The sequence below is a fragment of the Streptomyces yangpuensis genome, from assembly GCF_001005295.1.
GTDB classification, from domain to species: Bacteria; Actinomycetota; Actinomycetes; order Streptomycetales; family Streptomycetaceae; genus Streptomyces; species Streptomyces yangpuensis.
The window spans coordinates 1,702,721-1,715,535 of the sequence record NZ_LBMK01000002.1 but is presented as its reverse complement, the minus strand read 5'-3'; the positions used below and the strand labels follow the sequence as shown (position 1 = coordinate 1,715,535).

At 70.9% G+C, this 12,815-nt stretch carries 12 protein-coding genes and 1 pseudogene; 10 read left to right on the top strand and 3 right to left on the bottom strand.

Translation table 11 applies throughout. The features are described 5' to 3' along the window. Window positions 1–43: 43 nt before the first annotated feature. Together AAT21_RS12920 and AAT21_RS12915 are read left to right on the top strand one after the other, a co-directional pair. On the top strand, window positions 44–664 hold the full coding sequence (locus tag AAT21_RS12920; RefSeq protein WP_200904376.1) for a GNAT family N-acetyltransferase: 621 nt from the start codon (window positions 44–46) through the stop codon (window positions 662–664). Continuing rightward, entirely contained in the window at window positions 661–1,575 is a 915-nt protein-coding gene (locus tag AAT21_RS12915) for a PaaX family transcriptional regulator C-terminal domain-containing protein (RefSeq protein ID WP_046776743.1), read from the top strand. The genes AAT21_RS12920 and AAT21_RS12915 overlap by 4 nt, the downstream gene beginning before the upstream one ends. Window positions 1,576–1,644: 69 nt before the next feature. Here the strand turns inward: AAT21_RS12915 and AAT21_RS12910 are convergent, their stop codons facing one another. Beyond that, entirely contained in the window at window positions 1,645–2,517 is an 873-nt protein-coding gene (locus AAT21_RS12910; RefSeq protein WP_046776742.1) for a LysR family transcriptional regulator, read from the bottom strand. A gap of 121 nt (window positions 2,518–2,638) precedes the next feature. Here AAT21_RS12910 and AAT21_RS12905 point away from each other — a divergent pair, with 121 nt between their 5' ends. After that, window positions 2,639–3,637: an NADP-dependent oxidoreductase gene (locus tag AAT21_RS12905; RefSeq protein WP_046776741.1), complete on the top strand. Its 999-nt coding sequence runs from the start codon at window positions 2,639–2,641 to the stop codon at window positions 3,635–3,637. A gap of 43 nt (window positions 3,638–3,680) precedes the next feature. Here the strand turns inward: AAT21_RS12905 and AAT21_RS12900 are convergent. After that, a pseudogene (locus AAT21_RS12900) lies at window positions 3,681–4,703 on the bottom strand (PEP/pyruvate-binding domain-containing protein); the annotation flags it as partial. A gap of 206 nt (window positions 4,704–4,909) precedes the next feature. Then, window positions 4,910–5,194, bottom strand: coding sequence for an SHOCT domain-containing protein (locus AAT21_RS12895; protein WP_046776740.1), 285 nt, complete (start codon window positions 5,192–5,194; stop codon window positions 4,910–4,912). Window positions 5,195–5,465: 271 nt separating this feature from the next. Between AAT21_RS12895 and AAT21_RS12890 the strand changes: the two genes are divergently transcribed. The 7 genes from AAT21_RS12890 to AAT21_RS12860 all read left to right on the top strand — a co-directional run bounded on the left by AAT21_RS12890 (window position 5,466) and on the right by AAT21_RS12860 (window position 12,758). Then, on the top strand, window positions 5,466–6,113 hold the full coding sequence (locus AAT21_RS12890; RefSeq protein ID WP_046776739.1) for a CBS domain-containing protein: 648 nt from the start codon (window positions 5,466–5,468) through the stop codon (window positions 6,111–6,113). 163 nt (window positions 6,114–6,276) lie between these two features. Beyond that, the gene (gene acsA, locus AAT21_RS12885) at window positions 6,277–8,076 is read left to right on the top strand and encodes an acetate--CoA ligase (RefSeq protein WP_046777331.1); all 1,800 of its coding nucleotides are present in this window, start codon (window positions 6,277–6,279) and stop codon (window positions 8,074–8,076) included. Between the two features lie 14 nt (window positions 8,077–8,090). Then, window positions 8,091–9,158, top strand: coding sequence for a pyruvate dehydrogenase (acetyl-transferring) E1 component subunit alpha (gene pdhA / locus AAT21_RS12880; RefSeq protein ID WP_079025593.1), 1,068 nt, complete (start codon window positions 8,091–8,093; stop codon window positions 9,156–9,158). Continuing rightward, complete coding sequence (locus AAT21_RS12875; RefSeq protein ID WP_046776737.1) at window positions 9,155–10,162, top strand: alpha-ketoacid dehydrogenase subunit beta; 1,008 nt, start codon at window positions 9,155–9,157, stop codon at window positions 10,160–10,162. The genes pdhA and AAT21_RS12875 overlap by 4 nt, the downstream gene beginning before the upstream one ends. 1 nt (window position 10,163) lies before the next feature. Then, window positions 10,164–11,522, top strand: coding sequence for a dihydrolipoamide acetyltransferase family protein (locus tag AAT21_RS12870; protein WP_046776736.1), 1,359 nt, complete (start codon window positions 10,164–10,166; stop codon window positions 11,520–11,522). Then, window positions 11,519–11,785 (top strand): acyl carrier protein, encoded by a 267-nt coding sequence (locus AAT21_RS12865; RefSeq protein WP_046776735.1) that lies wholly within the window; start codon window positions 11,519–11,521, stop codon window positions 11,783–11,785. The genes AAT21_RS12870 and AAT21_RS12865 overlap by 4 nt, the downstream gene beginning before the upstream one ends. Before the next feature lie 313 nt (window positions 11,786–12,098). After that, entirely contained in the window at window positions 12,099–12,758 is a 660-nt protein-coding gene (locus AAT21_RS12860; RefSeq protein ID WP_046776734.1) for a CBS domain-containing protein, read from the top strand. The last annotated feature ends 57 nt before the right edge of the window (window positions 12,759–12,815 follow it).

Sequence of the window (12,815 nt, the reverse complement as noted above, 5' to 3'; positions counted from 1 at the left end):
AATCGACCGTACTATGGTCGTACGTAGAACGCGAGGAGGAACGATGGACCCAGCGGTTGCCATCCGGCGCGGCGTGCCCCGCAGTGCCGAGGAGCAGGTCGCCGAGCTGTACTGGGAGGCCTTCGGCCGAAAGCTCGGCGCCGCCCTGGGCCCGCCCGAGCACGGCCGCGCCTTCATCGCCCGCCACCTCCACCACGACCGCGCCGGCGTCGCCCTGACGCCCGGCGGCGACCGGGTCGTGGGCGTGGCCGGCTACCAGCTCGACGGGCGCGGCCTGACCGGCGGCGGTGTACGCGACGTACTCTCCAGCTACGGACTTCTCCGCGGCCTGCCCCGGCTCGCCGCGCTGGCCCTGCTCGAACGCGCCCCGGAGCCGGGCGAACTGGTCATGGACGGCATCGCCGTCCACCCCGCCCACCGGGGCACCGGCATCGGCAGCCTGCTGCTGACCGAGATCGCGGCCATCGCGGCCGAACACGGCTGCTCCCGGATCCGCCTGGACGTCATCGACGCCAACCCCCGGGCCCGCGCGCTGTACGAGCGACACGGCTTCACCGCCGTACGGACCGAGCAGACCCCGTACCTCACGCGCCTCATGGGCTTCGGCGCGGTGACTACGATGCATCGCGCCATCCCCGGCACCGGCAAGGAGCAGCAGCGATGACCAGCAGGCCTCCGACAACGTCCGCAGCGGAGCCCGCCGCACCGGAGATCGGAACCCGGACCCTGGTGTTCGGCCTCGTCCGCGAGGACGGCACCGTCGACGCCGGCGAGCTGTACGCCGTCGCCGAAGCCCTCGGCATGACCGACCAGCAGGTCAGACTGTGCGTGAAACGACTTGTCGGCGAGGGCCGGTTCACCCAGGAGGGCCGGGGGCGCAAGGCCCGGCTGCACGCCACCGCCGACCCCACCGGCTCCGTCGCGCCGGACGCGGAGTACGTACGCCACGCCTACCGGCAGGACCAGGGCCTCGCCCCCTGGGACGGGACCTGGCACCTGTTCGCCTTCGCCATCCCCGAAACCGCCCGCCAGTCCCGCGACGCCCTGCGCGACACCCTCCTCCACCTCGGCGCGGCCCCCCTCCAGGGCGGCCTCTACGTCAGCGCCAACGCGATCGGCGACATCGTCGAGGCCCACGCCCGCCACCTCGGCGTCCTGCCCTCCCTCACCCGCCTCACCAGCCGCGACCTACGGGTGGGCGAGGAAACCGAACCCACCCGGCTGGCCGCCCTGCTCTGGCCACTCCGGCCGATCGCCGAGCGACACGAGACACTCGCGGCGCTCGCCGCAGCCCGCCTCGCCAGACTGTCCGGACCGGAAGCCCCGCCCACCGGAACCGAACGTCTGACGTACGCCATCGAGCTGGCTGCGGCCTTCACCGCCGCCATGGAACCCGACCCGCTGCTGCCCCCCGAACTGCTCCCGCAGCCCTGGCCCGGCACCCGCGCCCGCGCCCTGGCAGCACGCTGCTGGGACGCCCTCGCCACAAAGGAGGACGAAGCCGACGGCCGACTGCGGCTGTTCAGCCTCTACGACCACGTCGTCACCACGCCCCGGCCGGACCCGCCCACGTAGACCCGCCCCTTGCCTGCGACGGACACGGTACGCGTGGGCACCGCTTGGTGCAGTTCAGCGCCAGGCGGGTCAGCTGGTCCCGGTCAGGACGGCCTTGGCCACCAGCCGGAGATTCCTGATCATCGGATTCCGGTCACCCTTGCGACTGACCAGGACGACCTGGCTGGGGGGAGCGCCCTCGACCGGGACGGTGACGAGGCCGGAACGCAGTGAGCTGCGCCGATCGCCGACCGGCAGGACGGCGATCGCCCCGCCGCTCGCGACGAGTTCGAGCTTGTCCTCGTAGCTCTCGACCGGCGGCACGCCGGCCCCGAGAATCCGGTAGGAAGCCCAGTCCGCGGTCTCGAACGCGCACGGCGCCGCCTCTTCGCCGGCCAGTTCGTGCACGTTCACCGACGCGCGGCCGGCCAGGGGATGGCCGCGGGGAACCACGAGCATCCGGGGCTCCTCGTACAACGGGGTGGTGAACACGTCGCCGGCGGCGAGCGGCAGCGGGGTCCGCGCAATCAGGGCGTCGACGCGCTTGTCGGACAGTGCGCCGACGCCGCTGCAGCTCAGATGCCGGGTGGCGATCTCGGCGTCCGGGTGACGGTGGCGCAGTTCCCGTACGGCGGCAGTGATCACCAGGTCTTCGACGTAGCCGATGGTGATTCGTTCGGTCCGGGCTTGTTCCCGCACGGCCAGTTCGGCCTGGCGGGCGGCCCGCAGCAGCGCTTGGGCCCGGGGGAGGAAAGTCTGGCCGGCCGGAGTGAGCCGGGCGCCCCGGGGGGTGCGGTCCAGCAGTCGTGTGCCGAGATATTTCTCCAGCCGTTGGATCTGACGGCTCAGTGCCGGCTGGGCCACGTGCAGGTCGGCGGCGGCCCGGCCGAAGTGCTGGTGCGCCGCCACCACGGTGAAGTAGCGCACGAGCCGCAGTTCCAGGTCCTGTCCGAGATCGTTCACCGTTGCAGGGTACGCGTCATGCCGTTTCGGAATGACCGCTTGCCGAAGGGGACTTGGACGACCGTGCCGTCCAGGGCCTTGACTGAAGGAGCAACGTTTCCCCGAGAAAGCGACAGGCACGATGAAGGCGATCCAGTTCCACGAAGCGGGCGGACCGGAAGTTCTGCGGTATGACGAGGTGCCGGTTCCCGGGATCGGCCCGGGCGAGGTGCTCGTCCGGGTACACGCGGCGGGCATCAACCCGCCGGACTGGTACCTGCGTGAGGGGATGAAGGTCATGCCGGCCGGGATGAGGCCGGTGCTGGAGTTCCCCCTCATCCCCGGAACGGACATGTCGGGCGTGGTGCAGGCGGTCGCTCCGGACGTGTCCGGGTTCGCCGTCGGTGACAAGGTCTTCGGCATGCTGCGGTTCCCCGGCTTCGACGGCCGTACGTACGCCGAATACGTGGCCGCGCCGGCTCCCGACCTGGCCCACAAGCCGGCCGGTATCAACCACGTCGAGGCGGCCGGTGCGCCGATGGCCCTGCTGACGGCCTGGCAGTACCTGGTCGATCTCGGCCACGACGTGCCGTCTCCCTTCACCGGCCGGGTGCACCAGCCGGTGCCGATCACGCCAGGGATGACCGTGCTGGTCAACGGGGCCGCTGGTGGAGTGGGTCACTTCGCGGTGCAGCTGGCGAAGTGGAAGGGGGCGCACGTCATCGCGGTGGCCTCGGGCCGGCACGAGCAGTTCCTGCGCAAGCTCGGCGCCGACGAGTTCATCGACTACACCACGACGCAGGTCGCGGACGTGGTCGGCGGCGTCGATCTGGTGATCGACGCTGTCGGTGGCCCGGACAGCTCGCGCTTCCTGACCGTGCTCAGGCGCGGAGGCACCATGCTTCCGGTGTTCTTCGCCCGGTACGACCCGGAAGAGACGGCGCGTCTGGGTATCACGGTCTCGAACATTCAGGTGCGCTCCAACGGCCCCCAGCTCGCCGAGATCGGACGCTTGTTCAACGAGGGCAGGCTCCAGGTGGGGGTGGACAGCACCTACCCGCTGTCGGAGGCGGGCAGCGCACACACGCGAGCCGCCCAGGGCCACATCCAAGGCAAGATCGTGCTGACAGTGACCTCGTGATCGCCGAACTCCGGCAACGGTGAAGTCGCCGCCCGCGTTACCGGACGCGGGCGTTGAGCAGCCAGAGGGTTCCGTGCTCGATCGTGAACTCGACGGCGACGAGGTCGGGGTGGTGCGCTTCCAGCTCCTCCATGGAGCGGCGCAGACGGTCGAACGCGGCGGGGTGGAGCGTGGCCAGGTCTTGCAGGGGGAGTGTGTCGCGGTCTGCCGAGACGACGTCCCTGCCCTGGGCGTTCGGCAGGTAGTCGCCGTAGAGGCCGCGCCGTCCGGTATCAGGGTCTCGGGGATACGCCACGCCGCTGCCGGAATCGCTTCCGAGGTTCCCGAAGACCATCCGCTGGACGGTGAGGGCGACCGCCGCACCAGCGTCGTCCATGCGGTCTTTGCTGTGCGCGCCGAGGAGAGTCCGCCCGTCCTTACGGGCCCCGAACACGGCGAGGATCGCCATCCGCAGCTGCTCGGCCGGGGCCTGCGGGAACTCCGTGCCGCTCTCTTCGTAAATGAGGTCCTTGAAGGTTTCCACGACTCGGATGAGGTCGCACGTGTCCAGCCGGGAGTCGTCCGCGACCCGGTGCTGGCGCTTGATCCGTAGGAGCACGTCCTCGAAGAGTGAACGATCGACGCCCATCACGGTGCTTCCCAGCATCTGCACGAGGCGGCGGTAGGAATCCCAGGCGAACCGCTCCCGCTCGGGCACTTTGGCCAGTCCGAGCACGCAGAGGTCGTTCAGTCCGATGTCGAGGATCGTCTCCATCGTGTTCGGCGTCGACGCTGCCGCACCCGCCCTCACCGACAACAGCAGCGGATCGTCCACCTGTCCCAGCCTCTTGCCCTCGGCCGACTCGAGTGCGCGCAGATGCTCACCCACCTGAGCCTCCAGGCCTGCCGGCAGCTCCCCCGTGGCCAGGAAGGCGCCGCACGCTTCTGTGGTGATGGTGAAGCCGGGCGGCACGGGCAGCCCCAGGTGCGCCATCTGCGCGAGGCTCGCGCCCTTGCATCCGAGGAGAGCGACCGTGTTCCGGTCGCCCTCGACGAAGCCGTGTACGTCGTACACGTACGAAACCATGACCGCCATCTCCCCTCCTCGGCACCGCTCACGAGCAGGCACCACTTCCACTGTCTCCTGCCAGGACCGGGCTCCGGCAGGGGCCGGACGGCCCTGCCCCGGGATCCCTGGCCCTGGCCCAGCACGCCGGCGTTCGCACGACGGAGCCGTTGATGATCCACGCCTGCCATGGCCACGGGCCGGGCCACTCCCACAGCGGCATGCGTTCAGGCCTCTCCCGATCCTGGCCTGCCCTGCGCCGGACCGTGGGCACGCAGGGCGGTCAGACGCTGTTCGTACTCTTCCTCGTCGATCTCGCCGCGGGCGAAGCGTTCGGCGAGGACCTGCTTCGCGGAGGGCACGGCTGAGGGCTGTGCCGGCCCCGGGGCGTACCGGTCGACGCTGCGGACGAGCACAACGACTCCAGCGACGGCCAGAGCGACGACCAGGACCATGCTGAACGACATGGCGACCCAGCCCCATCCCCCCATTCCGTGGTCGTACCAGAACATGGCTCACGCTCCTGATGCGATGGTCTGAGAGACGGCCCACAGGGCGCGTCCCGCATGTCATCACCATCCGTCTGCCCGAGCCGCGTGGCATGGGCCGGTCGGGGCCGCAGTCAGGGCCGACAGGCCCCATGCGGTGGCCGGGTCCCCCGCCGGGGGGCCGATCGGACCTTCAGCGTGGCCCACAGGGCCCTGCCCTGCGCGCGCTCCGGGTGCTCCGATGGAAGCAGGGTTCCGACAGGATCCTTGACCGAACGCGGCGAAGGAGCCGGTCATGCCAGCATCTCGGTACACCGTCAGTGACGTCATGACACACACGGCCATCGCCATCGGCCGGGAGGCGTCGTACAAGGAGATCGTCGAGCTTCTGCACGAGTGGAAGGTCAGCGCCGTCCCGGTCCTGGAAGGCGAAGGCCGCGTCGTGGGCGTCGTCTCGGAGGCCGACCTCCTGCCCAAGGAGGAGTTCCGGCGCGAGGAGCCGCGCCTCCCGGAGCAGTTGGACGAGGCATCCAAGGCCGGCGGCGTACTCGCCGAGGACCTGATGTCGAGCCCCGCCGTGACCGTCCACCCCGACGCCACCACGGCCGAGGCCGCCCGCATCATGGCCCACCAGCATGTGAAGCGGCTGCCGGTCGTGAACCAGCTGGGCATGCTGGAGGGCGTCGTCAGCCGCAGCGACCTGCTGAAGGTCTTCCTCCGGCCCGACGAGGAGTTGGCGGAGGAGATCCGGCAGGCTGTACTGGCCGATCTCGCGCCGGGCATGGCGTCCCTGGACTTCTCGGTGCAGGACGGTGTCGTCACGCTCCGGGGCCCCCTGCCCGAGCGGGCTCTGGTCCCCCTCCTGGCTCGTGCCATCAGGGCCGTCGAGGGGGTCGTCGACGTACGGCTCGAACTCGACGGAACCGTCCCGGCCGCGGCATAGACCCCGGCGGGCGCCCCTGCTCCCGCACGTCAGCGTCCGGCCGGCTCAGAGGTCCGACCGGTCCCCGACGAGGACCGTTCGGCCCTCCCCCGGCACCCCGGGACCGGAGGATGGTGGTTGCGGACCGGACTCCACAGACCCGATGGTGGAGGAGGAGCCCGTCATGCCCCATCCGGTGATCACCAAGCAGCGCCGCCCAGCGGCCGCCTTTCGGCTGTCGGACTACGAAGAGACCTGTGCGACATTCACCTGGGACCAGGCCCGGTCATGGCTGTGCGGCCTCCCCGACGGGGGTCTGAACATCGCCTTCGAAGCGGTGGACCGGCACATCATGGCCGGTCACGGTGGCCGGGAGGCCCTGCGGTGCGTGGCCTCGGACGACGCCGTGACACATGTCAGCTATGCCGAGCTCGCCGACGGAGCGTCCCGGTTCGCCAACGTCCTCGTGGGACTGGGAACGGCGCCCGGGGAACGGGTGTTCACCCTCATGGGTCGGCGCAGGGAGCTCTACGCCACGGTGCTGGGCACGCTGCGGGCCCGACGCGTCCTCTGCCCGCTCTTCGCCGCCTTCGGCCCCGAGCCGGTCCGCCAGCGGCTGGCCCTGGGTGACGCCCGGGTCCTCGTCACCACCGAGGCCCTGTACCGGCGCAAGGTCGAGGAGATCCGGCGCACGCTCCCGGGCCTGGCCCACGTCCTGCTGGTCGGCCCCGTGACCGACCCGCCGGCGGGCACGGAGGTGCTCGACCGTTTGACGGAGCGCGCCTCTCCGGTGTTTCCGGTACCGCCGACCGACCCTGCGGACATGGCCCTGCTCCACTTCACCAGTGGGACGACGGGCACGCCCAAGGGCGCGGTCCACGTCCACGAAGCGGTCGTGGCGCACCATGCCACGGCGGCGTTCGCGCTGGATCTCGGCCCCGGGGATGTGTACTGGTGCACGGCCGACCCGGGCTGGGTGACCGGTACCTCGTACGGGATCATCGCCCCACTCACGCACGGCGCCACGCTGGTGGTGGACGAAGGAGAATTCGATGTCCACCGGTGGTACCGGATCCTCGACACCCAGAAGGTGGCTGTCTGGTACACGGCGCCGACGGCGATACGGATGTTGATGCGTGCCACGCCCCCGGGCAGCGGCAGAGCCCTCCCCGGCCCGTACGACCTCTCGGCCCTCCGGTTCGTCGCCAGCGTCGGCGAACCGCTCAACCCGGAAGCCGTCCTGTGGGGGCAGGAGGTCCTGGGCCTGCCGGTGCACGACAACTGGTGGCAGACCGAGACGGGCGCCATCATGATCGCCAACTACGCCTCCAGCGACATCCGCCCCGGCTCCATGGGGCGGCCGCTGCCCGGTATCCACGCGGCGATCCTCGAACGCGGGCAGGACGGACGGGTCACCCTGGACGACGGCCACGTACGACCGGTGACCACACCCGGCGCGGAGGGAGAGCTGGCGCTGCGACCGGGCTGGCCCTCGATGTTCCGTGACTACCTGAACGACCGGGCGCGCTACGACGCCTGCTTCGTCGACGGCTGGTACCTGACCGGCGATCTGGCGAAACGGGATGCGGACGGGTGGTTCTGGTTCGTCGGACGCGCGGACGACGTGATCAAATCCGCCGGACATCTCATCGGACCGTTCGAGGTGGAAAGCGCTCTCATGGAGCACCCGGCGGTTGCCGAGGCCGGGGTGATCGGCCGTCCCGACCCGGTCGCGGGTGCCGTGGTCAAGGCGTTCGTCTCCCTGCGCCCCGGTCACGAGCCGCAGGCGGCACTGAAGCGCGACCTGCTGGCGTTCGCCCGCCGGCGGCTCGGTCCCGCCGTGGCCCCGCGCGAGATCGAGTTCGACCAGAACCTGCCCAGAACCCGCAGCGGCAAGGTCATGCGCCGCCTGCTGCGCGCCCGCGAGCTCGGGTTGCCCGAGGGTGACCTGTCGACTCTGGAAAGTCCCGTCCGGGACCCGTGAGGAGAGGGACGGCCATGAGCACCACCACCCGGCGGTCCACCGGTGCGACCGGTACACAACGCAGCGTCGCCCCGCGAAAGACTCCGGCGCCACCGACGGGAGGCCGAGGGCCCGGGCACGAGCACGAGCTTGAGCTGCTCCGGCAGATGCTGCTGATCCGGCGCTTCGAGGAACGGTGTGTCGAGCTCTACAGCGCGGCGAAGATCCGCGGCTTCGTGCACCTGTACATCGGTGAGGAAGCGGTCGCCGTGGGGGTCGGGCAGGCGCTGCGCGGTGACGACGCCGTGGTCTCCACCTACCGCGAGCACGGCCACGCCCTCGCCCGGGGCGTGTCGGCCGGTGCCGTGATGGCAGAGATGTTCGGCAAGGCCACCGGGTGCAGTCGCGGCCGCGGTGGGTCGATGCACCTTTTCGACGCCGGGCGACGGTTCTACGGCGGCAACGCGATCGTCGCGGGCGGACTGCCCCTGGCGGCCGGGCTCGCCCTCGCCGACCGGATGCGCGGCACCGAACGGGTGACATGCTGCTTCTTCGGTGACGGGGCTTACGCGGAGGGGGAGTTCCACGAGACGGCCAACCTCGCCGCGCTGTGGCAGCTGCCCCTGCTGCTGGTCTGCGAGAACAACCTGTACGCCATGGGGACCAGTCTGGCGCGGGAACACGCTCAAACGAACCTTGCGATGCGTGCCGCGTCGTACGGTATGCCCGCGTGGACGGTCGACGGCATGGACGTGCTTGCCGTCGAGGCGACCGCGCGGAAAGCGGCCGACTCGGTCAGGTCGGGTGGCGGTCCGCACTTCCTGGAAGCGCGGACGTACCGCTTCCGGGCCCATTCGATGTACGACCCGGACCGATATCGCGAGAAGGACGAAATAGCGCGCTGGAAGGCGCGGGACCCGCTGGCCGGCCTGGAGGAACGGATGCGTGCCGAAGGAGGCCTGGACGACCTTGCGAACAAGCGGCTGGAGGAAGACGTGAGCGCCGAGATCGACGCGGCCGTCCGCGCCGCCGAGGCCGCCCCGTACGAGCCCGTCGCGGACCTGTTGAGGTTCGTGACAAGCCCGAGCGGGGGTGCGTCATGAACGCGCGCCGGTCCGCGAGCGGCGGCTCGACCGCCTCCACGACGTACCGGGAAGCGCTGCGCGACGGGTTGCGGGAAGCCCTGCGGACCGACGACCGGGTCTTCCTCATGGGTGAGGACGTCGGCCGGTACGGCGGTTGCTTCGGTGTGAGCCTGGGCCTCCTGGAGGAGTTCGGGCCCGACCGGATCCGCGACACTCCCCTGTCGGAATCCGCCTTCGTCGGCGCGGGCATCGGTGCGGCGCTGGGCGGGCTGCGTCCGGTCGTCGAAATCATGACCGTCAATTTCAGCCTGCTCGCCCTCGACCAGATCCTCAACAACGCCGCGACGCTGTTGCACATGTCCGGCGGACAGCTGAGCGTGCCGATCGTGATCCGTATGACCACCGGCGCGGGCCGTCAGCTCGCTGCCCAGCACTCGCACAGCCTGGAAGGCTGGTACGCCCATATTCCGGGCATCCGGGTGCTCACCCCCGCGACCATGGACGACGCCCGGCACATGCTGGCCGCAGCGCTCGACGACCCCGACCCGGTCGTGATGTTCGAACACGGCAGCCTCTACAACGAAGAGGGGGTGCTGGACGGCACGGTCGACTCCGTTGACCTGGATTCCGCCGCGGTACGCCGCCTGGGCACGGACGTCTCCGTCATCACCTACGGCGGGTCGCTGCCCAAGGCCCTGGCCGCCGCCGAAACCCTGGCAGCGGACGGCATCGGCGCCGAGGTGGTCGACTTGCGGTCCCTGCGGCCGCTGGACGACGCGACGGTACTGGCGTCCGTCGCCCGGACCCACCGGGCCGTGATCGTGGACGAGGCCTGGCGCAGCGGCAGCATCTCCGCGGAAGTCGCGGCGCGCATCGCGGAGCGCTCCTTCTACGAACTCGACGCACCGGTCCAGCGGGTGTGCAGCCAGGAGGTGCCGATCCCCTACGCGCGACAACTGGAGGAAGCCGCTCTGCCGCAGCCCGCCTCCATCGTGGCAGCGGTCCGGCAGGCGGTGGCCTGACGTGGGCGAGTTCACCATGCCGTCCCTCGGAGCCGACATGGACGAGGGGACCCTGGTCGAGTGGCTGACCACCGTGGGAGCCGAGGTCGCACGCGGGGAGGTCGTCGCGGTGGTGGAGACGGCCAAGTCGACCATCGAAGTGGAGTGCTTCGAGTCCGGAACGGTGACCGAGCTGCTGGTCGAGCCCGGCACGACCGTCCCTGTGGGGACGCCGCTGGCCGTCATCTCGCCCACCGCACCCGTACGGCCTCCCCCCGCGCGCGGACCCGTTCCGGCGGGAGACGCGACGGCCACCCCGCTCGTCCGGCACCAGGCGGCCGAAGAGGGGGTGGAGCTCGCAGCCCTGCACGGCAGCGGGCGCGGCGGCCGGATCACACGGTCGGACGTGTCCCGGGCCGCTCATCCGGCACCGTCCCGTCATCCGGCGCCGTCCCGCGTCCACGCATCCCCCCTCGCGCGGCGCCTTGCGGAGTCACTCGGCGTCGACCTCTCCGCGGTCCGGGGCTCGGGCCGCCACGGCGCGGTGAAGGCGGACGACGTCCGTGCCGCGGCCGGATCCCGCACCGGCCCGGACCAGGCCGCGACCGTCAAGGAGGCGTCCGTCGCGGCCGGTGCGCGGCGCGCGCCCAAGGCCGCTGCCTCCGACACGGGCACGTCCGCGGCCGCGGCCGCGGCCGCGTCCGCGTCCGCGTCCACGTCCACGAGTGATCGCGCCGCCATTGCCCGGCTGATGTCCCGTGCCAAGCGGGAGATCCCGCACTACTACTTGTCCACCACCATCGACCTGGCCGCGGCCCTGGAGTGGATGCGTCGGCAGAACAGCACCCGGCCGGTCGGCGAACGTCTCGTACCGGCTGCGCTGTTGTTGAAGGCGGTGGCGTCGGCCGCGCGCGAGGTACCCGAACTGAACGGCCACTGGACGGACGGCCGCTTCGTCGCGGCTGCCGGTGTCCGGCTCGGTACCGCCGTGTCCGTACGCGGAGGCGGTCTCGTGGCTCCGGCGCTGGCCGATGCCGACCGCATGCCCCTCACCGATGTGATGGCGACGTTGAAGGACCTCGTCTCCCGGGCCAGGCACGGCAGGCTCCGTGCCTCGGAGACCGCCGACCCGACGCTCACCGTGACCAACCTGGGTGACCAGGGGGTCGAGTCGGTGTTCGGCGTGATCTACCCGCCCCAGGTGGCGATGGTCGGTCTCGGGAGGGTGACCGAGCGCCCCGTGGCCGTCGCCGGCATGATCGCCCTCCACCCGACCGTCACCGCCACCCTGTCCGCCGACCACCGGGCCAGTGACGGCGCCACCGGGGCCCGCTTCCTCACCACGCTCGACCGCCTGCTCCAGCATCCGGAGGACTTGTGAACCGCGAAGAGGCTCTCGAAACGATCAGAGCCGTGATCGAGGAGGCCGTGCCCGGCGCCGATCTCTCCGCGGTGCCGTCCGACGAGAACTTCCGCGAACGCCTGGAGATGGACTCACTGGACTTCCTCGCCTTCGTCGAGGCGCTCAGCGGACGCACGGGGCTGGCCCTGCCGGAACAGGACTATCCCGCGCTGGCCACCCTCGACGGTTGCGCGGACTACGTGGCCGGGCACACCGGAGGCGCGCAGTCCGAGCCCGCGTAGACGGTGCCGGACACGGACTGGTCAGCCCATGACACGGGCCCGGTCGGCCCTGTTCCGGGCAGGCGTGGAACAGCAGGCTGGAAGGGCGATCCACGGTGGGAGGAGTCATGAAACACAATCATGACGCGGCTGATCCCCTCGGGATCGGCGACCGTGCGGATCCGGAGACGCACGCGAACGCGATCCGGCTCTGGCCGACGCGCTACCGCGCATCGCGCGCTCGGTGCCCGGAGTCGTGGCGTCACGTCACGGTTCCGCTCGAAGCTGACGGCCTGAACGCGACGGCGGTCGGGCAAGGACGAAGGAGGATGCGGTGAGGCACAGGGAAGTGCGCGAGCTGATGACCCGTGAGGTCGTCACGGTCGCCCGGAACGCCACGTTCAAGGACATCGTGCGCACACTCGGCGAACACGCCGTGTCCGCCGTGGCGGTCACCGACACCGTCGGACGCCCTCTCGGTGTGATCTCCGAGGGCGATCTGCTCCCGAAACCCGCCGACCAGGGAGACTGGTTCGGTTCGCTGCCCCGCCCCGAACCGTGGGAGAGCGAGAAGGCGGCCGGGACCAGCGCGGAGGAACTCATGTCCGCACCGCCCGTCTGCGCCCGCCCCGACTGGACCGTGGCCGAGGCCGCCCGGCTCATGGAGAGCCAGCGGGTCAAGCGGCTCCTGGTCGTCGACGAATCCGACGTCCTCGTGGGCATCGTCACCCGTGGCGACCTGCTGCGGATCTTCCTGCGCGACGACGCCGCCATCCGCCACGAGATCTACGGGGAGGTCCTCGCGCGGACCCTGCGCCTGGATCCCTCCTCCGTCTCCGTCGACGTGACGGACGGACAGGTGACGCTCCACGGGGTGGTGCGCTTCCGCAGTCTCGTCCCGGTCGTGGAGCGCCTCTGCCGCACGGTGGACGGCGTCGTACGGGTCGACGTACACCTCGCGTGGGAGACGGACGACACCGGTACGGGGCGTTGAAGAGGCCGGATGTCCCCCTCACCCGCGCCGCACTCGACCCGCTCGAAGACCCCCACT

Coding starts and splice junctions, on each gene's coding strand:
- AAT21_RS12920 (WP_200904376.1), top strand. CDS start 44: ATGGACCCAGCGGTTGCCATCCGGCGCGGCGTGCCCCGCAGTGCCGAG.
- AAT21_RS12915 (WP_046776743.1), top strand. CDS start 661: ATGACCAGCAGGCCTCCGACAACGTCCGCAGCGGAGCCCGCCGCACCG.
- AAT21_RS12905 (WP_046776741.1), top strand. CDS start 2,639: ATGAAGGCGATCCAGTTCCACGAAGCGGGCGGACCGGAAGTTCTGCGG.
- AAT21_RS12895 (WP_046776740.1), bottom strand. CDS start 5,194: ATGTTCTGGTACGACCACGGAATGGGGGGATGGGGCTGGGTCGCCATG.
- AAT21_RS12890 (WP_046776739.1), top strand. CDS start 5,466: ATGCCAGCATCTCGGTACACCGTCAGTGACGTCATGACACACACGGCC.
- acsA (WP_046777331.1), top strand. CDS start 6,277: ATGCCCCATCCGGTGATCACCAAGCAGCGCCGCCCAGCGGCCGCCTTT.
- pdhA (WP_079025593.1), top strand. CDS start 8,091: ATGAGCACCACCACCCGGCGGTCCACCGGTGCGACCGGTACACAACGC.
- AAT21_RS12875 (WP_046776737.1), top strand. CDS start 9,155: ATGAACGCGCGCCGGTCCGCGAGCGGCGGCTCGACCGCCTCCACGACG.